Consider the following 21,688-nt stretch of genomic DNA (forward strand, 5'->3'; position numbering starts at 1 on the left):
CCGTACCCTCGGGGCATGGACGCACGCGCGCGGATCGACCTGACCGGCGGGGGCAGCACCCTGCTCCACGTGGCCGAGGCGAAGGACTCCGGTGGGCCGCTCGTGCTCGTGCTGCCGGCCATGGGGATCCCGGCCGGATACTACGGCCCCTTCGTCGACGACCTCGCCCGAGCCGGTGTCGGCGCCGCCGTCGCCGACTACCCCGGTCAGGGCCAGGCGAGACCGGGCATCGGGCGTCACCACGACCACGGGTACACCGAGGTCGCCCACGACTGGCTGCATCGGGTCGTGGAGGCGGTGCGGAGGGAGCACGACGGTCCCCTCGTGGTCCTCGGCCACTCCCTCGGCGGGCACATCCTGCTGACCCACCTGGCGGGGGACGAGCCGCTCGCGGACGCGGCCGTCCTCATCGGCGCGGGCACGCCCTTCTGGCGCACGCACCAGGGGGTGAAGACGCTCGTGCAGACGCAGTTCATGGGGCTGGTGAGCAGTGCGCGGGGGTTCTGGCCCGGCGACCGGCTCGGGTTCGGCGGGCGTCAGCCCCGCACCCTGGTCCGGGAGTGGGCCGCCTTCGCGCGCACCGGGCGGCTCGCCCCCGGGCGCCGCCCGATCGAGGCGGCACTGCGTGGTGTGAGCCTGCCGGTGCTGGTCGTCGACCTCGACGGCGACGACCTCGCACCGCCGGCGGCGGTCGACGCGCTCGTGGCCAAGCTCCCGTCCGCGCAGATGGAGCGCTTCACCTTCGCCAAGGGGCCGGACGACCCGGGGAAGCCGGTCAACCACTTCTCCTTCGCCCGCTCCCCCGAGCTCATCGGCGAGCGGATCGCCGAGTGGGTGCTGAAGAACGCCGAGGTCAGCGCGTCAGGTCCTGGGTGATCCGCTGGACGTCACCGGCCACCTCGACCCGGGTTCCCGCACCGAGGACCAGCGGCATCATCGGCTGCTGGTGACCGAAGTCGACGTCGAGGACCACGGGCACGTCGAGGTCGCCGAGCGCGTCACGCACGGCCCCGTGCTGCGTCAGGGTCGGCCCGTCCGGCGCCGGCGTCCGGCCGATGAGGACGCCGGCGCACCGGTCGAACCATCCGGCCAGCCGCATCCCGTGCAGCGCACGGGCGATCTCGAAGGCATTGCCCTCCGCCGCCTCGAGCAGCACGATCGGTGGGTCGGCCTGCGCCCGGGCCCACCCCGGCACGTCGGCGAAGGGGGTCCCCGCCAGAGGTGAGAGCACCTCGATGCACCCACCGACCAGCGGCCCGGCGAAGGTGGCCGAGGTGCCGGCCAGGAGCGACCACCCCGTCGGCTCGGTGAGGGTCATCTCGTCGACCTCGGGGTCGGCGGCGTAGTCGTCCCAGCCACCTGCGCGGCGGTGCGTCGCGGCGGTCTGGGTGAGCTCACCCCCTTCGCTCGTGGCCACGTCCAGCCAGTGCAGCAGGCCGGGCGCGGGTGCGTAGGGCGTGTCCATGAGGTTGAGCCCGTGCAGGGTCGACCAGCCGGAACGCAGGGTGAGCGGCAGCATCGTCGTGGTCGTGTCGGAGAAGCCCACGTACCAGCACGGGTCGCACTCGGCGAGCAGGTCGAAGTCCAGGTACGGCAGCAGGTCGATCCCGGTCTCACCACCCCACGGCGGCACCACCGCGGCGACGTCCGGGTCGACGAGCAGGGCCATGAGCTCGTCGGCGCGGGCCGCCTTCGACGCGCTCACGTGGTGGTCGTCGCGGTCCCGCAGGCAGACGCCCTCGATGACCTCGAAGCCGCGCCGTCGCAGGTGGGCGACCGCCACGTCCAGCCGCGGCCAGAGAGGTGGGGCCACTCCCGAGCTCGGCGCGGTGACCGCGATCGTGTCACCGGGGCGAAGGGGGGCGGGCAGGCGGGTGTCCACGACGCCAGTCCATCAGGTGCACACGACCGCGTCGAGTGCATCCGGACGATGACTGGCTCCGCGGTCTCATCACGTGACACAACTTTGCTTAGCCTCACCTAAGTAATACTCTCCCTCCTGCCCCTGACGAACCCACTCCCTGGAGCCTTTCGATGACGAGCCGACCCCGCACCCTGGCGACCACTGCCGCGCTGGCCCTCTTCCTCACCGCATGTGGCACGGCGGACCCCGGGTCCACCGGCTCCGGTGCTTCCGAGGAGAGCGCGACGGTCGAGCACGCCATGGGCTCGACCGAGGTGCCCTGCACTCCGCAGAAGGTCGTCACCCTCGGCCAGGGACAGACCGACTCCGTCCTGGCGCTCGGCGTCACCCCCGTCGGCGTGGTCGAGCCGTGGACCGACGACTGGTACGAGTACCTCCCCCGCGAGGTCGAGGAGGCCGAGGTCGTCGGCACCGAGCTCGAGCCCGACCTCGAGAAGATCGCCTCCCTCCAGCCCGACCTCATCGTCGGATCGAAGCTGCGCCACGAGGCCGTCTACGACAAGCTGTCCAAGATCGCCCCGACCGTCTTCTCGGAGACCATCGGCGTTACGTGGAAGGAGAACGTCTCGCTCTGGGCCGAGGCGCTCTGCGCCCCCGAGGAGGGCAAGCAGATCGTTGCCGACTACGAGGAGCGAGCCGACCGGCTCGGCCGGGACCTCGCCGAGGCCGGCAAGGCCGACACGGAGGTGTCGATCATCCGCTTCATGCCGGACCAGGTGCGCATCTACCTCACCGGCTTCCCGGGATCGGTCATCCGCGACGCCGGACTGGAGCGCCCGAAGGCCCAGCGGGTCGAGGACTGGGAGACGTCCGAGCAGCTCGTCGAGATCTCCGAGGAGCGCATCCCCGACATGGACGGCGACGTCATCTTCCAGATGGTCTCCTCCGAGCACTACGCCCAGCAGGGCACCACCAGCGTCGACGAGCAGATGGAGCGGTGGACCTCGACGGACCTGTGGCAGAACCTCTCCGCCGTGAAGCAGGACGACGTCGTGGTCGTCGACGAGAGCCACTGGAACCTCGGCGGTGGCATCGGCGCCGCCAACGCCATGCTCGAGGACCTCGAGGGCAACCTGCTCACCGACAAGTGAGCGTGACCGTGCGTCCGGCCGGGGTGCGTGGGGCCACACGTGCGCCCCGGCCGGGCGCCGCCAGGGTCGTCCTCGTCCCGGCGGCACTCCTGCTCCTCCTGGTGGTCACTGTGCTGGCGAGCTTCGCCATCGGATCGGTGCGCCTGCCGCCCGGGGAGGTCATCGACGCACTCCGCGGGGCACGCACCACCGAGACCCACCTGATCGTGCGGGACCTGCGCCTGCCGCGGGCCGTCGCCGGGGTCGTGGCCGGGCTCTGCCTCGCCGTCGCCGGTGTCCTCCTGCAGGGCGCGACCCGCAACCCCCTCGCCTCCCCCACCCTGCTCGGCATCACCTCCGGCGCCGGCTTCGCCGTCGTCGTCTCCGTGGCCGTGCTCGACATGCCCACCCGGTACACCGTCTGGGCAGCCTTCCTGGGCGGCGGGATCGCCGCCGGCACCGCCCTCGCCCTCGCGGGCACGGGCCGGGACGCGATGTCGCCCGTGCGACTGGCCCTCTCCGGGGCCATCGTCTCGCTCCTGCTGTCGGCCTGGACCCAGGCGCTGCTCGCCCTCAATCAGGCCGATGCCGACCAGGTGCGCCACTGGCTCGCCGGCTCGCTGGCCGGCCGGGACGCGGCTGCGGTCCCACCCCTGCTGCCGATCATCGGTGTCGGACTGCTCGCCACCGCCCTGCTCGCACGCTCGCTCGACGCGCTCTCCCTCGGGGACGAGGCGGCCGTCGGCCTGGGGCAGCATCCCGGGCGGGTCCGTCTGCTGGCCGGCCTCACGGCGGTGTGCCTGTCCGCCGTGGCCGTGGCCCTGGCCGGTCCCATCGCCTTCCTCGGCCTGATCGTCCCGCACGTGGCCAGGGCCCTCGTCGGGTCCGCCCACCGGGACGTCCTGATCACCTCCGCCCTCCTCGGGCCGGTCGTGCTCCTGGCCGCGGACATCGTCGGCCGGGTGGTCGCCCGGCCCTCCGAGATCCAGGCGGGCGTGCTCACCGCGCTCATCGGCGCGCCGGTCCTGATCCGTGTCGCCAGTCGGGCGAAGGGGGCGCTGTGACCACTCCCTCGACCGTGCTGGTGGGTCGGATCCGACCGCGCTCGATCATCCTCCCCTCGTCCCTCGCGCTGGGCGTGCTGTGCCTGATGGCGATCGCCCTCACCCTCGGTTCCAGCGACCTGTCGCTCGGCTCCGCCGTGTCGGCCGCCGTGGGTCTCGCCGAGCCCGGGGAGGTCTTCATCGTCCGTGAGCTGCGCCTGCCCCGGGTCCTCGTCGCCGTCGGCGTCGGGGCCACGCTCGGCGCGTCCGGCACGCTGATGCAGGGGCTCATGCGCAATCCACTGGCATCGCCCGACATCGTCGGCGTGACCGGCGGTGCGAGCCTGGCCACGGTGCTGGCGATCAGCGGCGCGGCCGGCCCCACGCTGCTGCCCGTCGCAGCCGCCGCGGGCGCCTTGGTCGCCACGGCCGTCCTCCAGGTGCTGGGTCACCGCAACAGCTCCGGCGCCCGACTCGTCCTCATCGGCATCGGGCTGCACGCGATCGCCAGTGCGGGGGTGACGCTGACGATCGCACGCATCCCCGCCGACCGGCTCGGCGCGGCCGAGGTGTGGCTCGCGGGCAGCCTGCACGCCAGGACGTGGACGCACGTGGGCACCATCCTCGTCGGGGCCGCCATCACCCTGCCGCTCGCGTTCGGGCTCCTGCGCCACCTGAGGACGCTCGAGCTCGGTGACGAGCTCGCCGTCGGGGCGGGCGTGCGGGTCACCCGCACCCGCCACCTGCTGCTGATGTCCTCCGCGCTCCTGGCCGGTGTCGCCGTCGCGGTCTCGGGACCGATCGCCTTCGTGGCCCTCGGAGCCCCGCACATCGCCCGACGGCTCGTCGGCCCGACCTCGCCGGCGACACTGACGACCGCCGCCCTGATCGGCGCCCTGCTCGTCCTTGCCGCCGACCTCATCGGCAAGAACCTCCTCGCCCCCACCTCGCTGCCCGCCGGCGTGGTGACAGCAGCACTGGGAGCCCCCTACCTTCTCTGGCTCCTCCACCGGATGGGACGCACGTGATGACGACCACGATGACCACCTCGCACCTCCAGCAGCGTCCGCTCCTGCACGCGCAGGACCTGCACGTCGGCTACGGCGACCGAGCCGTCCTGCGCGGCCTCGACCTGCACCTGCCCGACGGTGCGGTCACCGCCATCGTCGGTCCGAACGGCTGCGGCAAGTCCACCCTGCTGCGGTCGGTCGGTCGGGTGCTGCGACCGAGCAGCGGCGCCGTCCTCCTCGACGGCGAGCCCGTCCACGAGCTGCCCACCCGCCGGGTCGCCCGCAGCCTCGGGCTCCTCCCGCAGGCGAATGTCGTACCCGAGCAGCTGACCGTCCGCGACCTCGTCGCCCGGGGCCGCTTCCCCCACCGCGGCGCGTTCGGTCGGTGGACGGCGCAGGACGAGGACGCGGTCACCGCTGCGATGACCGCCACCGGCACGACCGCCCTCGCGGACCGGGTCGTCGACGAGCTCTCCGGCGGGCAGCGTCAGCGCGTCTGGGTCGCACTGGTCCTCGCACAGCAGACACCCGTCCTCCTGCTCGACGAGCCGACGACCTACCTGGACCTGGCGCACCGCCTCGAGATCCTCAACCTGCTCCGCGAGCTCAACGCCGAGCGCGGCATCACCGTCGTCATGGTCCTCCACGACCTCAACGAGGCCTGCCGCTACGCCGACCACCTCATCGCCATGCGCGATGGCGAGGTCGTGTCCGAGGGCGCCCCCGTCGAGATCGTCACACCCGACCTCGTCCGGCAGGTCTTCGGGGTGGAGTGCCTCACCGTCCCCGACCCGGTGGCCGGGACACCGATGATCGTACCCACCTGAGGCACGGGCTGCGCTGGACCTCAGATGTCGTAGGTGGCGCCGGGCCGCGCCAGCTCCACCTCACCCGGCCAGATCTCCGCCGCCTGCTCGCGGCAGACCTGCGGGTCGTTCCAGGCCGGGATGTGGGTGAGCATCAGGCGCCCGACTCCCCCGGCGTCGACGACGGCCTGCGCGGCGCGTCGTCCGGTGAGGTGGATGCCCCGCGCCTCGTCGCGGCCCTCGACGAAGGCCGAGTCGACGAGCGCCAGGTCGGCACCGGCGAAGAGGGGCACCAGGGGGTCGCAGGTGTCCGTGTCGCCGCTGTAGGCGAGGACCGTCCCGTCCGCCTCGACGCGGAAGCCGTAGGCCTCGACCGGGTGCTCGACGAGGAAGGGGCGCACCACGAAGGGCCCGATGTGCGTGGGGACGCTCGTGGAGAGGCGACGGAAGTCGAGGACCCCGTCCATCCCCCCTTCGTCCATGCCCTCGTAGGCCGCCACGAGGCGCTCGGCCGTCCCGGCGGGGCCGTACACCGGGAGGGGCTGCGACTGCTGACCCTTGGGGTCGAAGGTGCGCGTGACGTAGAGACCGGTGACGTCGATGCAGTGGTCGGGGTGCAGGTGCGAGAGGACGACCGCATCGAGGTCCGCGAGCGCCGTGTGCCGCTGCAGCGCACCGAGCGCGCCGTTGCCCAGGTCGAGGACGAGCCGCCACGTGCGGCCCTCGTGCTCGGCCGTGACCAGGTAGCACGACGCCGGCGAGTCGGGGCCGGCGAAGGAACCGGAGCAGCCGACGACGGTGAGCCTCATGCCTCGTCCCCAATGTTGCCGATGACGGTCGCCACCTCGGGTCCGAGGAAGCGGCGGGCGAGCGACCTGAACTCGTCCGGGTCCCCCGTCGTGGTGAACCCGTAGCCGGGTCCGGGCAAGGTGTCCGGTCGCAGCAGGCCGCGGTCCGCAAGGACACGGTAGACGTCTTTGGCCGTCTCCTCGGCAGATGAGACGAGCGTGACACCCTCACCCATGACGTAGGACAGGACGCCGGTCAGCAGCGGGTAGTGGGTGCACCCCAGAACGAGGGTGTCCACGTCGACCTCGCGCAGGGGGTCGAGGTACTCGTGGGCCACCTCCAGGACCTCGCGGCCGGACGTGGTCCCGGCCTCGACGAGCTCGACGAAGCGCGGGCACGGCTGGGAGAACAGCTGCGCCCGCGGCGCCGCGGCGAAGGCGTCCAGGTAGGCGCGGGAGCGGTGCGTGCCCTCGGTGGAGATCACCCCGATGCGGTGGTTGCGGGTCGCGAGCGCCGCCCGTCGCACGGCGGGGCGGATCACCTCGACGACCGGCACGGAGTAGCGCTCGCGCGCGTCGTGCAGCACCGCGGCGGACGCGGTGTTGCAGGCGATGACGAGCACCTTGACGCCGTGGTCGACGAGCCGGTCGAGGCACTCGAGGGCGAACTCGCGCGTCTGCGCGATCGGCCTGGGCCCGTAGGGGGCTCGGGCGGTGTCACCGAGGTAGGCGACCGACTCGTTCGGCAGCTGGTCGATGACCGCGCGGGCGACCGTCAGACCGCCGAAGCCGGAGTCGAAGATCCCGATCGGCTGGGCGGACTCGTCCGTGGGGTCCACCGTCACTCGTCGTCCCCCGGGTCGACGTCGCTGGTGAGCGCCAGGGTGAGCGACTCCTGCAGCCAGGTGAGGAAGTCGTACACGCTCAGGGCGAAGACCGCGGGGTCGTCCGGCTCGAGGTCCTGCGCGACCTCCTCGAGCCGCTCGGCGTCCTCGTCCGTGCGCAGCCCGAGCCGCTCGCCCATCACCAGGCGCACGTCGGTCAGCGCGATCATCACCGCAGGGGCCTGCGCCCGGGTGAGCACCCACTCGTCGTCCTCGACCGCGTCGAGCGTGCGCACCGTCGTCAGCAGGTTGGTGTGCTTGCGGCTGCGCAGCCCCTGCTCGGTGAAGCGACGGAACTCCGCCGCCTCGTCCTCGTCCTCGAGGTGGCCGGTGGGGAAGAGTCGGTCCAGGGCGGGGTCACGGTCCTCCAGCGAGCCGAAGGACCGGTCGGGGCCCCCGACGCCCCCCGCACCCTCCATCCAGTCCGGCGCAGTGTCGGTCGTCAGTTCTTCCAGTCCTCCCAACCCGGCGACGATCGCGTCGAAGGGGTCGGAGGAGTCCCCCTTCGCCTGCGTCGTGGGCGCGACGAGGGAGGCGACCTGCTGGCACAGACCGACCACGACCGCTCGCTCCCGCTCGTCGAGGACGGCGACGAGCCGGTCCCCGTCGGGTCGGAACGCGGTGGCCATCAGGCGTCCTTCTGGAAGGTCGCCCACAGGCCGTAGCCCTGCAGCGCCTCGGTATCGGCTTCCATCTGCTCCTTGGGGCCGTGCGCGACGACGGCGCGGCCCTTGAGGTGCACGTCCATCATCAGCTTCTCGGCCTTGGTCCTCGAGTACCCGAAATGGGTCTGGAAGACCCAGGTCACGTAGCTCATGAGGTTGACCGGATCGTTCCAGACCAACGTGATCCACGGGACGTCGACGGATTCGACGGCGTCCGGTTCGACGGTCTGCTGCTCGGCTGGGGCGGTGGACACGCCCTCCACCCTAGAGTGGCTGGCGTGACGAACCGACCCAGCACCGCGCTGCTCACCGATCACTACGAGCTGACCATGCTGCAGGCCGCGCTGCACAGCGGTGCAGCGTCCCGCCAGTGCGTCTTCGAGACCTTCGCCCGACGTCTGCCCCCGGGCCGGCGCTACGGCGTCGTGGCGGGCACGGGACGCGTCCTCGATGCGATCGAGAACTTCCGCTTCGGCGACGCCGAGCTGAGTGACCTCCGCGAGCGCGACGTGGTCGACGGCACCACCCTGGACTTCCTCGCGGACTACCGCTTCAACGGTGACGTGTGGGGGTACCCGGAGGGCGAGACCTACTTCCCCTACTCCCCCGTCCTCGTCGTCGAGTCCGATTTCGCCCACGGCGTCATCCTCGAGACGGTCATCCTCTCGATCCTCAACCACGACACGGCCGTCGCCTCCGCCGGCTCCCGCATGACCGGTGCGGCGGGCACCCGCCCGGTCATCGAGATGGGCAGCCGCCGCACCCACGACGAGGCCGCGGTCTCGGCGGCGCGGGCCGCGTACATCGCCGGGTTCGCCTCCACGTCCAACCTCGAGGCGGGACGTCGGTACGGAGTCCCCACCGGAGGGACCGCCGCGCACGCCTTCACGCTGCTCCACGAGAGCGAGCGGGAGGCCTTCGAGGCGCAGGTGGCCTCCCTCGGCACCGGCACCACCCTCCTCGTGGACACCTACGACGTGGCCGAAGGGGTGAGCACGGCCATCGAGGTGGCCGGCACCTCCCTGGGTGGGGTGCGTCTCGACTCGGGTGATCTCGTGGTCCAGGCCAGCGAGGTCCGTGAGCAGCTCGACTCCCTCGGCGCGACCGAGACGCGGATCGTCGTCACGTCCGACCTCGACGAGTACGCCATCGCCGCACTGGCGGCGGCGCCGGTCGACGCCTACGGCGTCGGGACCCGGGTGGTCACCGGCTCGGGGCACCCGACCGCGTCGATGGTCTACAAGCTGGTGGCCCGGGAGGACGACGAGGGCCGGATGGTCGGTGTCGCGAAGCAGAGCAAGGACAAGATGTCGATCGGCGGACGCAAGTACGCCCTGCGCCGCCGCAGCGAGATCGGCGTGGTCGAGGCGGAGGTCCTGGGCATCGGCGAGCAGCCGGACAACGACGGGGACGACCGCGACCTGCTGGTCCCGCTCGTCGCCGGAGGTGAGGTCGTCGGTCGGGAGCACTGCACCCTCGAGGCGGCCCGCGCCCGGCACGAGGCGTCGATGGCCGAGCTGCCGCGGTCGGCGCACCAGCTGAGCGAGGGCCAGCCGGCGGTCGACACCGTCTTCCTCACCGAGACGCCGTAGCGACCTCTCAGGAGCGACCCGGGCGCTGTGCGACCGGGGTAACCCACCCTTTACAGGCCCGGCCACGGGACGAAACATGGTCTTGCGAGTCTCCCCGCATGACCTCGACTCTCGACCCCGCCTCCCCCGGCCGCACCACAGCCAGAACCGCCACCGGCCCCGTCCGACGCGCCGGCCGGTGGATCGACCACTGGGACCCTGAGGACCCGGACTTCTGGGCGGGTGGCGGCCGGACGACGGCTCGCCGCAACCTCCGCCACTCGGTCGGGGCGGAGTTCCTCGGGTTCTGCGTCTGGGCGGTGTGGAGCGTCGTCGTCCCGCAGCTGCCGGCGGCAGGATTCGACCTCACGCTCGACGAGCAGTTCTGGCTCATCGCCGTCCCGAGCCTCGTCGGCGCGCTCCTGCGGGTGCCCTACACCTTCGCGGTGCCGCTCTTCGGCGGCCGGAACTGGACGGTGTTCTCCGCCCTGCTCCTCCTCCTGCCGACCCTCGCGCTGGCCTGGGTCGTCGGGCGGCCCGAGACCCCGTTCGTCGGCCTGCTCGCGATCGCCGCACTCGCCGGCTTCGGCGGTGGGAACTTCGCCTCCTCGATGACGAACATCTCCTTCTTCTTCCCCGAGGCCGAGAAGGGAAAGGCGTTGGGGCTCAACGCCGCCGGTGGGAACCTCGGCACCGGGATCGTCCAGCTCGTCATCCCCTCGATCATCGCGATCGGTGCCGGCATCCACCTCGAGCGCGCCGGGCTCGTCTTCGTCCCGCTCGCACTGCTCGCGGCACTGGGCGCCTGGCGGGGCATGGACAACCTCAGCACCGCCACCTCCGACCACCGCAGCTGGACGAAGGCCGCCACCCACCCGCACACGTGGGTCATCTCCACGCTGTACATCGGTACCTTCGGGTCCTTCATCGGGTACTCGGCCGCCTTCCCGACCCTGCTGCGGACCCAGTTCCCGGAGGTCACCACGACGATCGCCTTTCTCGGAGCACTCCTCGGGGCCGTCAGTCGGCCGGTCGGCGGCGCCATCGCCGACCGGCTCGGCGGGGCCCGGGTGACGATCGCCGCCTTCGCGGTCATGGGGCTGGCCGCGGGCTCGGCGATCCTCGCCCTCCACCTCCACTCGTTCGCCCTCTTCCTCGCCTCCTTCCTCGTGCTCTTCACCGGATCCGGCATCGGCAACGGCGCGACGTACCGGATGATCCCGGCCGTCTTCCGGGCCGGGGCCCACGACGGGGACGAGCTGGCCGTGGCCCGGCGAGGTGCAGCCGGATGCATCGGGATCGCCGGCGCGGTGGGCGCCCTCGGTGGCTTCCTCGTCCCCCGCGGCTTCGCGATGTCCGCCACCGCCCACGACTCGCTCGTCCCGGCCATCGGCGTCTTCATCGCCGCCTACGTGGTCATGGCGACGCTCACCTGGGCGATCTACCTGCGGCGCGGCGCGCGCCTGGCCGGTGCGGGCATCTGATGACGGAGAGTCACTGCCCCTACTGCGCGCTGCAGTGCGCGATGTCCCTGACCCCCTCCGCCGGCGAGAGCGTCCCACCCCTCGACGTGGCGGGCAGGGACTTCCCGACCAACAGAGGAGGGCTGTGCCGCAAGGGGTGGACGTCGGCCGAGCTGCTGCGGGCACCGGACCGGCTCACCGCGCCGCTCCTCCGTGGCGATGACGGCGAGCTCCACGAGGTCGCCTGGGACGAGGCCCTGGACCTCCTCGCCGACCGGTTGCGTGGCATCGCCGAGAGGCACGGCCCCGACGCCGTGGCCGTCTTCGGAGGTGGCGGCCTGACCAACGAGAAGGCCTACCAGCTCGGGAAGTTCGCCCGGATCGCCCTGCGCACGAAGAACATCGACTACAACGGTCGCTTCTGCATGGCCTCCGCGGCGGCGGCCGCGAACCGCTCCCTCGGCATGGACCGCGGTCTCCCCTTCCCCGTCACGGACCTCGACGGTTCCGGCGCGGTGCTGCTGCTCGGGAGCAACGTCGCCGAGACGATGCCGCCCTTCCTCGGGCACCTCGCGGGTGCGCGTGCCGCCGGCGGTCTCCTCGTCGTCGATCCCCGGCGCTCGGCCACGGCCGACCTTGCCGGGGAGGCGCAGGGGCTGCACCTGCAGCCGGTCCCCGGCACCGATCTCGTGGTGCTGCAGGCGATGCTGCACGTCGTCTTCGCCGAGTCGCTCGCCGACGACGCCTATCTCGCGGCACGTACGACCGGGCTCGACGAGGTCATCCGGTCCGTCGCGGCCTGGTGGCCCGAGCGGGCCGAGCAGGTGTGCGGCGTCCCCGCCGACGACCTACGGGCAGCGACTCGCATCCTCGCGGCCGCCAGCCCCTCCCGGGGCGGCTCCGGCGCGCACGTGCTCACCGGGCGCGGCGTCGAGCAGTCCACCCAGGGCACCGCGACGGTCACGGCGGCGATCAACCTCTCGCTGGCGCTCGGGCTCGTCGGGCGCGAGGGGAGCGGCTACGGCGCGCTCACCGGGCAGGGCAACGGCCAGGGCGGACGCGAGCACGGGCAGAAGGCCGACCAGCTCCCCGGGTACCGGCTGATCGAGGACCCGGAGGCACGCGCGCACGTGGCCGCCGTGTGGGGCGTCGACGCCGACGACCTGCCCGGCGCCGGGCTGCCGGCCGTGGCGCTCCTGCGCTCGCTCGGGACGGCCACCGGCCCCCGGGCACTGCTCGTCCACGGCGCCAACCCGGTCGTCAGCGCGCCCCGGGCCGACGAGGTCGCCGCCCGCCTGCGCTCGCTCGACCTCCTGGTCGTCAGCGACATCGTCCCGTCGGAGACGGCCGCCCTCGCCGACGTCGTCCTGCCCGTCACGCAGTGGGCCGAGGAGGAGGGAACGATGACCACCCTCGAGGGTCGGGTCATCCGGCGACGCACGGCGATCGACCCACCCTCCGGCGTCGTCTCCGAGCTGTGGGTGTGGGCCGAGCTCGCCGCGCGCCTCGACGCGCCGGGGACCTGGTCGACGGATCCGGCCGAGGTCTTCGACGAGCTCGCTCGAGCCAGCGCGGGAGGCCGCGCGGACTACTCCGGCCTGAGCCACGAGCGCCTCGACCGAGAGCCTGACCTGCACTGGCCCTGCCCCGCCACGGACGAAGGCCGGGCCCGGCACCCCGGCACCCCGCGCGTCTTCCTCGAGCGCTTCCCCACCCCGGACGGGCGCGCGCGGCTCGTCGCCGTCGACCACGTCGGACCTTCCGAGCACCTGGGTACCGATGCGCCGCTCTTCCTCATCACCGGGCGCGTCCTCGAGCACTACCAGTCCGGCTCCCAGACCCGGCGGGTCGCGGCCCTGCACGCCGCGCAGCCCACCCCCTTCGTCGAGGTGCACCCGCTGCTCGCCCACCGCCTGGGGGTGGAGGAGGGCGATCCGCTCGACCTGCGCACCGCGCGGGCCACGGTCACCGCACCCGCCCGGATCACCGATCGCGTCCGTGCCGACACGGTCTTCATGCCCTTCCACTTCGGTGGGGTGGGCGGCGTCAACAGGGCGACCAATGACGCGGTCGACCCGATCTCGTCGATGCCGGAGTTCAAGGTCTGCGCGGTCGACGTGAGGCCCGCCTCGCCCACCCTCTGGTCCCCCGTCGCGCAGGAGGTCAACTCATGAGCCACATCATCGTCGTCGGGTACGGGATGGTCGGGTCCCGCTTCGTCGAGGACCTCACCGCCGCCGACCGGGACGGAGACCACCTCGTCACCGTGCTCGGTGACGAGGCCTGCGAGCCCTACAACCGGGTGCTTCTCAGCGACGTCGTCGCCGGCTCCCGGGGGCTGTCGACCATCGGCCTGCCCGCTGCCGACCACCCACGGGTCACGGTGCGGCGCGGGACACCCGTGCGCTCGATCGACCGGGGGCGGCGCGACGTCGTCCTCGCCGACGACTCGCGCATCCCCTATGACCATCTCGTCCTCGCCACCGGCGCCACGGCCCGTGTCCCCGCCCTCCCGGGGATCGACGAGGGCGACCTCCCCGGCGGGGTGCACGTGCTGCGTTCCATCGACGACGCCCGGGAGATCGTCGCCGCGACGCTCAACGCCCGCCGTGCGATCGTGCTCGGTGGCGGCGTGCTCGGGCTCGAGGCCGCCACCGGGCTGGCCGGACGCGACCTCGCGGTCACCGTCGTCCACCCCGGCCCGGCGCTCATGGAGCGACAGCTCGACGAGGACGCCAGCCGCGTCGTCGAGTCCACACTGCGCCGCACCGGGGTCGACCAGCGCGTCGGTGTCGGCGCGCAGGAGGTCGTCGTCGAGGACGGTCGGCTCAGCCGGGTCCGCCTGACCAACGGCGAGGTCCTCGCCGCCGACCTCCTCGTCATCTCCACGGGAACGATCGCCAACACCTCGCTGGCCGCGGACGCGGGCATCGCCGTCGAGCGTGGTGTGCTCGTCGACGCCGACCTCACCACGAGCGACGTGCACGTCCACGCCATCGGCGACTGCGCCCAACCCCCGGGCGGGTCGAGCGGCCTGGTCGCCCAGGGCTGGGAGCACGCCCGCCGGCTGGCCGACCTGCTCACCGGGACCGACCCGGTGTCGGTGGCCACCGGCGCCGGCGACGTGGTCAAGCCCAAGACCCGCGGAGTCGACATCGTCACCATGGGCATCGGCGGCAGCACGCGCACCACGGACCCGGCGCTGCGCGTCATGCGGCTCACCGACCCGTCCGCCGGTCGGCACCTCGAGATCGTCGTGCGCGACGGTCTGCTCGTCGGGGCCACCGCCATCGGGGCGGGCCGGATCGGGACCGACCTCGTCACCAGCTACACGCGCCGGACCCCCCTCCCTGCGGATCCGGCCCACCTGCTGCTGCCGGCCATCGCACCATCCGCCGCGAGCACCCGGCAGGACTCCCCCATGCTCGTGCCCGACCGCGCGACGATCTGTCGCTGCAACGGCGTGACGAAGGCGGACATCCGCGCCGAGTTCCGCTCCGGCGCAACGAGTCTCGAGGACGTCGCTGAGCGGACCAAGGCCACCACCGGCTGCGGGGGATGTACCGACGCCGTTTGCGGCATCCTCGACTGGCTCACGCAGGACAGCCGCTCACAGGTGGAGCCGACCCCACGAGAGGAGCGGTTCACGCCGGAGAAACACGACGCTGACCGACCCGAAACGAGGGCTTCCTAACGTGAGCGTCATGCCAGAGGACACCGCACCGACCGCCTCCCCCCAGCACCTGGTCATCGTCGGCGGAGGAATGGTGGCCCGCCGCCTCGTCGACGCCCTCCGGGAGCGCGACGGCCAGGGCCGGTGGGCGATCACGCTCATCGGCGAGGAGCCGCGCGCTCCGTATGACCGCGTCGCGCTGACCTCGTACTTCGCCGGGCGCGACCCCGAGGACCTCGCCCTGGGCGGACAGGATCTCTGGGACGACCCCCTCGTCACGCTCCTGCGGGGCGTGCGTGTCGAGAGCATCGACCGCACGATGCGCAGGGTCACCACGAGCACCGGGGCGAGCCTCGACTACGACGCCCTCGTCCTCGCCACCGGTTCGTTCGCCGCCGTCCCCCCGGTTCCGGGGAACGACCTCCGGGGAGCCTTCGTCTACCGCACCATCGACGACGTCGCCGACCTGCGCGCCTACGTCGAGTCCCGTCGGGAGGAGCTCGATCGCCCCGTCAGCGGCGCAGTCGTCGGGGGCGGCCTCCTCGGTCTCGAGGCGGCCGGAGCCCTGCGCGCCCTGGACGTCGACACGACCGTCGTCGAGTTCGCGCCGCGCCTGATGCCGCTCCAGGTCGACGAGGGCGGGGGCGAGGGACTCGCGCGCCTGATCGAGGGTCTGGGCGTCACGGTCCGCACCTCCACGGCCACGTCGACGGTCATGGGCGAGCGCGGCGCCGTTTGCGGCATGAGCTTCTCCGAGGGCCCCGACCTCGACGTCGACGTCGTAATCTTCGCCGTCGGTGTCCGACCACGCGACGAGCTCGCCCGGCAGGCGGGTCTCGAGATCGGCGAACGTGGCGGCGTCGTGGTCGACGACGCCTGCGCCACGGAGGACCCCGCCATCTGGGCCATCGGTGAGGTCGCCAACATCGGTGGCCGCTGCCTGGGTCTCGTCGCGCCCGGCTACACGATGGCCGAGATCGTCGCCGACCGGCTCCTCGGCGGCGGCGGCACCTTCCCGGGCGCGGACCTGTCGACCAAGCTCAAGCTCCTCGGGGTCGACGTCGCGAGCTTCGGTGATGCCTTCGCACAGGAGCCGGGCGGCCTCGAGGTCGTCGTCTCCGACCCCGTGGCGGGCGTGTACAAGAAGCTCGTCATGAGCGACGACGCGCGCACCCTGCGCGGGGGCATCCTCGTCGGCGACGCCAGCGCCTACGCCGCCCTTCGTCCCATGGTGGGGCGCGAGCTCGGGGGCGACCCGGCGGCGTACCTGCTGCCCGAAGGGAGCGCGCCGGCACCGACGGGCGACCTGCCGGAGGAGACCACCGTGTGCTCGTGCAACAACGTCACGGCGGGTCGGATCCGCGGCTCGGTCAGCGAGGAGGGCTGCACCGACCTGGCCGGGGTCAAGGCGTGCACCCGGGCCGGCACGAGCTGTGGCTCCTGCCTTCCTCTGGTGAAGAAGATCGTCGCCGCGGAGCTGACGAAGTCCGGTGTCGAGGTGAGCACCGCCCTCTGCGAGCACTTCGGGCTCTCTCGCGCCGAGCTCTTCGACGTCGTCCGCGTCCAGGGGCTGACGACCTTCAGCGAGATCATCGAGCGACACGGCACCGGCCGCGGCTGCGACATCTGCAAGCCGGTCATCGGCTCGATCCTCGCCTCGCTCGGCACCGGCCACATCCTCGAGGGGGAGCGCGCCGCCCTGCAGGACACCAACGACTTCGTCATGGCCAACCTCCAGAAGGACGGCTCCTACTCCGTCGTCCCGCGCATCCCCGGGGGCGAGGTCACCCCCGAGGGCCTCATCGCGATCGGCCAGGTCGCCAAGGACTTCGGCCTCTACACGAAGATCACCGGTGGACAGCGCGTCGACCTCTTCGGCGCCCGGATCGACCAGCTCCCGAGCATCTGGGCACGCCTGGTCGACGCGGGCTTCGAGTCCGGGCACGCCTACGGCAAGTCGCTGCGGACGGTGAAGTCCTGCGTGGGGTCGACCTGGTGCCGCTTCGGCGTGCAGGACTCGGTGGGCCTGGCCATCGACCTCGAGCTGCGTTACCGCGGGCTGCGCTCCCCCCACAAGATCAAGCTCGGCGTCTCCGGCTGTGCCCGCGAGTGCGCCGAGGCCAGGAGCAAGGACGTCGGGGTCATCGCCACCGACAACGGGTGGAACGTCTACGTCGGCGGCAACGGCGGATTCACCCCCCGCCATGCCCGGCTGCTCGCCGAGGACCTCGACACCGAGACGCTCGTGCGCACGGTCGACCGCTTCCTCATGTACTACGTGCGCACGGCCGACCGGCTCCAGCGCACCGCCCCGTGGATCGAGGACCACGAAGGCGGCCTCGACGTCATCCGCGCGGTCGTCCTCGAGGACAGCCTCGGCATCGCCGACGACCTCGACGCGGCCATGGCGACGCACGTGGGCACCTACCGGGACGAGTGGGCCGAGACGCTCGCCGATCCGGACAAGCTCGCCCGATTCGCCTCCTTCGTCAACGCCCCCGACGTCGTCGACGACTCGCTCGCCTACGTCGGCGAACGCGGGCAGGCCCGTCCCGCAACGCCCGAGGAACGTTCCTCGGGCTCCGTGATCATCGCCGGCACGACCCTGGAGGTCCGCTCATGACCGCTGCACCCCCGACGACGAACGTGCGTCTGTGCGCACTGACCGACCTCGTCCCCGAGCGCGGTTCGGTCGCCCTCGTCGACGGTACGCAGGTCGCGCTCGTGCGCACCCACGACGACGACGTCCACGCCATCTCCAACCTCGACCCGTACAGCGGCGCGCAGGTCATCGCCCGTGGCCTCGTGGGCACACGGGGCGGACGGCCGACGATCATCTCGCCGATGTTCAAGCAGGTCTTCGACCTGCGTACCGGGGAGTGCCTGGACCCGGTCGGGCGCGAGCCGGTGTCCCTGCGCACGTGGCCCGCCGCGGTCGTCGACGGCCAGGTCGTCCTCGAGGCCACGGGCGATGACGGTGTGGCTCCTTCTCCCGTCGGCGGTCCCTGACGTGAGCCTGCCGAAGCTGCTCTCCGGGTGCGTCGTCCTCGTCACCGCCGACCGACGCGCCGGGGACCTGCGTGCCGCGCTCGAACGTCGTGGCGCGAGGGTCGTGCACACTCCCGCCCTGACGATCGTCCCCCACACGGCGGACGAGGAGCTCGTGCGCGCGACATCCGCACTCCTGGACGCACCGCCGGACACCCTCGTCGTGACGACGGCGATCGGCTTCCGCGGGTGGATCGAGGCCGCCGATGCGGCCGGTCGTGGAGACGAGCTGCACGACGTGCTCGCACGTGCCCGCATCATCGCACGCGGCCCCAAGGCGCGCGGGGCGATCCTCGCCGCCGGGCTCGAGACGGACTGGGTGGCGGAGTCGGAGACCTCGGCCGGGATCCGCGACGTCCTCCTCGCCGAGGGCGTTGCGGGACAACGCATCGCCGTGCAGCACCACGGTGCGGGCGCCGACGAGCTCGACCTCGATCTGGCGGCCGCCGGCGCCGAGGTCACCTCCCTCGTCGTCTACCGGTGGGGCCCGCCGGTGGATCCGGACGCGGTCGCCTGCGGCGTCGACCAGGCGGCGGCCGGGGACATCGACGTCGTGGTCTTCACGTCGGCACCGGCGGCGAGCGCGTGGATCGAGGTCGCCGACGCCGCCGGCGTGCTGCCCTCGATCGTCGACCGAGCGGCGTCCGGGCGACTGCTCGTGGCGGCGGTCGGGTCGGTGACTGCACGTCCCCTCCGTGGTGCGGGGATCGTGCCACTGCTGCCGGAGCGCAGCCGGCTCGGTTCGCTCGTGCGCGCGATCGTCTCCCACTACGAGAGGAGCACGGCCACCGCCCTCGACACCGTCGCCGGACGTCTCCAGCTGCGCAGCACCGCGGCGGTGCTCGACGGCACCGTGCTCGCCGTCTCCCCGAGCGGACTGGCGGTGCTCCACCTGCTCGCGGAGGCAAAGGGCGATGTCGTCAGCCGTGCCGAGGTGCTCCAGGTGCTCCCGGGGGACTCCGCGAAGGGGCACGCCGTGGAGGTCGCCGTGGGTCGGCTCCGGGAGGCGATCGGTGACCGCCGCGTCGTAGAGACCGTCGTCAAGCGCGGCTACCGGATCGGTCTGGCGTAGCCGCCCGGACCCGTCGAACCCTCACGTCCGGCCACGAGCCGTCCGCGCCCCCGGCCCGCGGGACCGCGATGTCTGTACCCCACGTGGACCGTGTGCAACGGTGAATGACATGAGCGCACTGACTGTCCTCGCCGAGACCTGCGACCGACTCGTCGACGACGGCTCGCTCGTCGGCTGGGTCGCCGGGGTGGCCGACCGCGACGGGGTGCAGATCAGCGCCGGGGGCAGACGCAGCATCGACGGCCCACCGATGGACCCGCAGACGCTCTTCATGATCGCCTCGTGCAGCAAGCCCGTCGGGGGTGTCCTCGCGCTGCGGCTCGTGGAGCAGGGGGTCCTCTCGCTCGACGACCCGGTCTCACGGTGGCTCCCCGAGCTCGCCCGACCCCGGGTCCTCACCCGCCCGGACGCCGACCTCGCCGACACCGTGCCCGCCGAGCGGGCGATCACCGTGGAGCACCTCCTGACGATGACCCCCGGCTTCGGGTGGGTCACCGAGGGGCCGCTCTCCGTCGCGATGAACGACGCCGGCGTGGCTCCCGGCCCGTTCCCCCCGCCGATGACCCCCGAGGAGTACCTGGGTCGACTGGCCTCCCTTCCGCTGGCGAACCAGCCCGGGTCCACGTGGAGGTACCACACGAGCAGCGACGTCCTCGGCGTGCTGCTCGCCCGGGCCACGGGGAGGTCGGTGGGCGACCTGCTCGAGGAGCACGTGTGCCGTCCCTTGGGTCTCGGCGACACCGGGTTCAGCGGGGACGCCGGCCGGATGGCGAGCGTCCACGGGGCCGATCTGTCCGGCGCCCTCGTGCCCTTCCCCGTCCCCGAGGGGACCTTCACGACCCCGCCCCTGTTCGAGTCGCTGGCCACCGGGCTCGTCGCCACGGTCGGCGACCAGCTGGCGGTCCTCGCCTCGCTCGCGGGGACGGGGCCGGCACTGCTGGCGCCGGAGTCGATCGCGGCCATGCGCCGCCCCCACCTCGTCGACGGGCAGCGGGCCGCATCCTCCGACCTGCTCGACCCCGACAACAACTGGGGGCTGCACGTGGAGACCAGGCCCGATGGGCGGTTCGGCTGGGCCGGTGGGCTGGGCACCATCGGTTACGCCGACCCCGCGACCGGTCGCGCGGCCTTCCTCGCCACCCAGGTCACCGTCGACGCGCCCGGGACGGTCGCCGCCTTCGAGGGGTTCTGGCCGTTGCTCGACTGAGGGTGGCATGGTGGCGGGTATGGGACGTGCACTGCTGCTGGTCGACCTCCAGAACGACTTCTGCGAAGGGGGGTCCATGGGCGTCGAGGGCGGCGCGGCCGTCGCTGCCCGGGCCGCGGAACGGGTGCTCGGCGACCGGCCCAACCACGAGTTCACCGACCACGAGTACGAGGCCATCGCGCTCACGGCGGACTGGCACCACGACCCGGGCTCGCACTGGGCGACCGAGGGCGCCCCCGACTTCGTGACCAGCTGGCCGGTCCACTGCGCCGCGGACACCGCCGGCGCGGACTTCCACGCCTCCTTCCAGCCCGTCCTCGACCGCGTCGACGAGGTCTTCCGCAAGGGTGCGCACGAGGCCGCCTACAGCGGGTTCGAGGGGTTCGCCGTCCGGGACGGCCGGACCGGTCTGGCCGACTGGTTGCGGCAGCGGGGCATCACCGACCTGGACGTCGGTGGCATCGCCACCGACCACTGTGTCCGCGCCACCGTCCTCGACGCGCTGCAGGAGGGCTTCGCCGTGCGCCTCCTCGTCGACACCATCGCCGGTGTCGCACCGGAGACGACCGAGGCGGCGCTCACCGAGATGGTCGACGCCGGTGCCGTGGAGTGGAGGGCCGGGTGAGCGCACCGCTCCGGCCGGTGATGAGCGGTCGGACGGTCCTCGTCACCGCCCACCGCCGCAGCGGCGACCTCGCGGACTCCTTCGCACGTCGCGGCGCGAGCGTCCGGCACGCCGCCGCGATGTCGATCGTCGAGCACGCCGACGACGCGCAGCTCCTCACGGACACCCGGGCACTGCTCGACGACCCCCCGGACGTCCTCGTCGCCACGACCGGGGTAGGTTTCCGCGGGTGGGTGCAGGCCGCGGCGGGCGCCGGCCTCGACGACGCACTGCTCGCCGTGCTCGCCGACGCGCGCATCATCGCCCGCGGCGCCAAGACGAAGGGCGCGCTCCTCGCCCACGGGCTCACGCCCGCCTGGGTCGCGGCGTCGGAGACGGCCGAGGAGGTCATCGACCACCTTCTCGCCGGGGACCTCACCGGCACGCACGTCGCCGTCCAGCACCACGGCGACGGCTCGACGGGCGTCGACGAGGCGCTCGCCGGCGCGGGGGCGCGGGTCTCCCCCTTCGTCATCTACCGGTGGGGGCCGGCACCCGACCCGCAGGCCGTGGCGGACTCCGTCGTGGCGACCGCCGACGGCGAGATCGACGTCGTCGTCTTCACCTCCGCGCCCGCGGTCACCGCGTGGTTCGCGGCCGCCGACACCGCCGGCGTCACCGATCGGATCGTCACCCGCAGCGCTGCCGGCGATCTGCTCTTCGCCGCGGTCGGGCCGGTCACGGCGGCCCCGCTCGAGGCGAAGGGGGTCACCCCCCTCGTCCCCGGGCGCAGCCGGATGGGCGCCCTCGTGCGCGCCGTCCTCGACCACTACGGCGCCGAGGGTCGGTAGCCTTCCGCC

At 72.8% G+C, this 21,688-nt stretch carries 20 protein-coding genes; 15 read left to right on the top strand and 5 right to left on the bottom strand.

Going from position 1 to position 21,688, the window contains the following annotated elements:
- The first annotated feature begins 15 nt into the window (after window positions 1-15).
- Entirely contained in the window at window positions 16-876 is an 861-nt protein-coding gene (locus O9K63_RS07245) for an alpha/beta fold hydrolase (RefSeq protein WP_277241908.1), read from the top strand.
- On the opposite strand, the gene O9K63_RS07250 is transcribed toward O9K63_RS07245, so the two are convergent.
- Window positions 854-1,882, bottom strand: coding sequence for a S66 family peptidase (locus tag O9K63_RS07250; protein ID WP_277241910.1), 1,029 nt, complete (start codon window positions 1,880-1,882; stop codon window positions 854-856). The two genes, O9K63_RS07245 and O9K63_RS07250, sit on opposite strands and share 23 nt — an antisense overlap.
- 152 nt (window positions 1,883-2,034) lie before the next feature.
- Between O9K63_RS07250 and O9K63_RS07255 the strand changes: the two genes are divergently transcribed.
- Genes O9K63_RS07255 through O9K63_RS07270 form a run of 4 tightly spaced genes read left to right on the top strand, consistent with a single transcriptional unit; the run spans window position 2,035 to window position 5,874 of the window.
- A complete protein-coding gene (locus O9K63_RS07255; protein WP_277241911.1) occupies window positions 2,035-3,015 on the top strand; it encodes an ABC transporter substrate-binding protein in 981 nt (326 codons plus the stop codon).
- 2 nt (window positions 3,016-3,017) lie between these two features.
- Complete coding sequence (locus O9K63_RS07260) at window positions 3,018-4,058, top strand: FecCD family ABC transporter permease (protein WP_277241913.1); 1,041 nt, start codon at window positions 3,018-3,020, stop codon at window positions 4,056-4,058.
- Window positions 4,055-5,065, top strand: coding sequence for a FecCD family ABC transporter permease (locus tag O9K63_RS07265; RefSeq protein ID WP_277241915.1), 1,011 nt, complete (start codon window positions 4,055-4,057; stop codon window positions 5,063-5,065). Before O9K63_RS07260 ends, O9K63_RS07265 begins: the two co-directional genes overlap by 4 nt.
- Entirely contained in the window at window positions 5,065-5,874 is an 810-nt protein-coding gene (locus tag O9K63_RS07270) for an ABC transporter ATP-binding protein (RefSeq protein WP_277241917.1), read from the top strand. The genes O9K63_RS07265 and O9K63_RS07270 overlap by 1 nt, the downstream gene beginning before the upstream one ends.
- A gap of 20 nt (window positions 5,875-5,894) precedes the next feature.
- On the opposite strand, the gene O9K63_RS07275 is transcribed toward O9K63_RS07270, so the two are convergent.
- Genes O9K63_RS07275 through clpS form a run of 4 tightly spaced genes read right to left on the bottom strand, consistent with a single transcriptional unit; the run spans window position 5,895 to window position 8,444 of the window.
- Window positions 5,895-6,662, bottom strand: coding sequence for an MBL fold metallo-hydrolase (locus O9K63_RS07275; RefSeq protein ID WP_277241918.1), 768 nt, complete (start codon window positions 6,660-6,662; stop codon window positions 5,895-5,897).
- The gene (gene murI, locus O9K63_RS07280) at window positions 6,659-7,486 is read right to left on the bottom strand and encodes a glutamate racemase (protein WP_431190369.1); all 828 of its coding nucleotides are present in this window, start codon (window positions 7,484-7,486) and stop codon (window positions 6,659-6,661) included. The genes O9K63_RS07275 and murI overlap by 4 nt, the downstream gene beginning before the upstream one ends.
- Window positions 7,483-8,154, bottom strand: coding sequence for a DUF2017 domain-containing protein (locus O9K63_RS07285; protein WP_277241922.1), 672 nt, complete (start codon window positions 8,152-8,154; stop codon window positions 7,483-7,485). Before O9K63_RS07285 ends, murI begins: the two co-directional genes overlap by 4 nt.
- Window positions 8,154-8,444: an ATP-dependent Clp protease adapter ClpS gene (gene clpS, locus O9K63_RS07290; protein ID WP_277241924.1), complete on the bottom strand. Its 291-nt coding sequence runs from the start codon at window positions 8,442-8,444 to the stop codon at window positions 8,154-8,156. The genes O9K63_RS07285 and clpS overlap by 1 nt, the downstream gene beginning before the upstream one ends.
- Window positions 8,445-8,459: 15 nt before the next feature.
- On the opposite strand from clpS, the gene O9K63_RS07295 reads away from it, so the two are divergent.
- The 10 genes from O9K63_RS07295 (at window position 8,460) to O9K63_RS07340 (ending at window position 21,679) form a co-directional block, all read left to right on the top strand.
- Entirely contained in the window at window positions 8,460-9,782 is a 1,323-nt protein-coding gene (locus tag O9K63_RS07295; protein ID WP_431190370.1) for a nicotinate phosphoribosyltransferase, read from the top strand.
- Window positions 9,783-9,880: 98 nt separating this feature from the next.
- Complete coding sequence (locus O9K63_RS07300) at window positions 9,881-11,245, top strand: MFS transporter (RefSeq protein ID WP_277241926.1); 1,365 nt, start codon at window positions 9,881-9,883, stop codon at window positions 11,243-11,245.
- Window positions 11,245-13,398, top strand: a complete 2,154-nt coding sequence (locus O9K63_RS07305; protein ID WP_431190371.1) for a molybdopterin oxidoreductase family protein — start codon at window positions 11,245-11,247, stop codon at window positions 13,396-13,398. The genes O9K63_RS07300 and O9K63_RS07305 overlap by 1 nt, the downstream gene beginning before the upstream one ends.
- Window positions 13,395-14,918, top strand: a complete 1,524-nt coding sequence (locus O9K63_RS07310; protein ID WP_277241930.1) for an FAD-dependent oxidoreductase — start codon at window positions 13,395-13,397, stop codon at window positions 14,916-14,918. Before O9K63_RS07305 ends, O9K63_RS07310 begins: the two co-directional genes overlap by 4 nt.
- 10 nt (window positions 14,919-14,928) lie before the next feature.
- The gene (gene nirB, locus O9K63_RS07315) at window positions 14,929-17,520 is read left to right on the top strand and encodes a nitrite reductase large subunit NirB (protein ID WP_277241932.1); all 2,592 of its coding nucleotides are present in this window, start codon (window positions 14,929-14,931) and stop codon (window positions 17,518-17,520) included.
- On the top strand, window positions 17,517-17,906 hold the full coding sequence (gene nirD / locus O9K63_RS07320; RefSeq protein WP_277241934.1) for a nitrite reductase small subunit NirD: 390 nt from the start codon (window positions 17,517-17,519) through the stop codon (window positions 17,904-17,906). The genes nirB and nirD overlap by 4 nt, the downstream gene beginning before the upstream one ends.
- A 1-nt stretch (window position 17,907) precedes the next feature.
- Window positions 17,908-19,017: a uroporphyrinogen-III synthase gene (locus O9K63_RS07325; protein WP_277241936.1), complete on the top strand. Its 1,110-nt coding sequence runs from the start codon at window positions 17,908-17,910 to the stop codon at window positions 19,015-19,017.
- 109 nt (window positions 19,018-19,126) lie between these two features.
- Window positions 19,127-20,224 carry a serine hydrolase domain-containing protein gene (locus O9K63_RS07330; protein ID WP_277241938.1) on the top strand — a complete coding sequence of 366 codons (1,098 nt, stop codon included), beginning with the start codon at window positions 19,127-19,129 and terminating at the stop codon, window positions 20,222-20,224.
- A 19-nt stretch (window positions 20,225-20,243) separates the two neighbouring features.
- Complete coding sequence (locus tag O9K63_RS07335; RefSeq protein ID WP_277241941.1) at window positions 20,244-20,849, top strand: isochorismatase family protein; 606 nt, start codon at window positions 20,244-20,246, stop codon at window positions 20,847-20,849.
- Window positions 20,846-21,679, top strand: coding sequence for a uroporphyrinogen-III synthase (locus O9K63_RS07340; RefSeq protein ID WP_277241943.1), 834 nt, complete (start codon window positions 20,846-20,848; stop codon window positions 21,677-21,679). The genes O9K63_RS07335 and O9K63_RS07340 overlap by 4 nt, the downstream gene beginning before the upstream one ends.
- Window positions 21,680-21,688 lie beyond the last annotated feature (9 nt).

The organism is Janibacter cremeus (assembly GCF_029395675.1).
Lineage (GTDB): Bacteria > Actinomycetota > Actinomycetes > Actinomycetales > Dermatophilaceae > Janibacter > Janibacter cremeus_A.

What these genes read in the sequence shown, in the direction of transcription:
- O9K63_RS07300 (WP_277241926.1), top strand. Translation starts at nt 9,881, where the DNA reads ATGACCTCGACTCTCGACCCCGCCTCCCCCGGCCGCACCACAGCCAGA.
- O9K63_RS07285 (WP_277241922.1), bottom strand. Translation starts at nt 8,154, where the DNA reads ATGGCCACCGCGTTCCGACCCGACGGGGACCGGCTCGTCGCCGTCCTC.
- O9K63_RS07255 (WP_277241911.1), top strand. Translation starts at nt 2,035, where the DNA reads ATGACGAGCCGACCCCGCACCCTGGCGACCACTGCCGCGCTGGCCCTC.
- O9K63_RS07270 (WP_277241917.1), top strand. Translation starts at nt 5,065, where the DNA reads ATGACGACCACGATGACCACCTCGCACCTCCAGCAGCGTCCGCTCCTG.
- O9K63_RS07335 (WP_277241941.1), top strand. Translation starts at nt 20,244, where the DNA reads ATGGGACGTGCACTGCTGCTGGTCGACCTCCAGAACGACTTCTGCGAA.
- O9K63_RS07275 (WP_277241918.1), bottom strand. Translation starts at nt 6,662, where the DNA reads ATGAGGCTCACCGTCGTCGGCTGCTCCGGTTCCTTCGCCGGCCCCGAC.
- nirB (WP_277241932.1), top strand. Translation starts at nt 14,929, where the DNA reads ATGCCAGAGGACACCGCACCGACCGCCTCCCCCCAGCACCTGGTCATC.
- O9K63_RS07310 (WP_277241930.1), top strand. Translation starts at nt 13,395, where the DNA reads ATGAGCCACATCATCGTCGTCGGGTACGGGATGGTCGGGTCCCGCTTC.
- O9K63_RS07245 (WP_277241908.1), top strand. Translation starts at nt 16, where the DNA reads ATGGACGCACGCGCGCGGATCGACCTGACCGGCGGGGGCAGCACCCTG.
- O9K63_RS07330 (WP_277241938.1), top strand. Translation starts at nt 19,127, where the DNA reads ATGAGCGCACTGACTGTCCTCGCCGAGACCTGCGACCGACTCGTCGAC.
- nirD (WP_277241934.1), top strand. Translation starts at nt 17,517, where the DNA reads ATGACCGCTGCACCCCCGACGACGAACGTGCGTCTGTGCGCACTGACC.
- O9K63_RS07305 (WP_431190371.1), top strand. Translation starts at nt 11,245, where the DNA reads ATGACGGAGAGTCACTGCCCCTACTGCGCGCTGCAGTGCGCGATGTCC.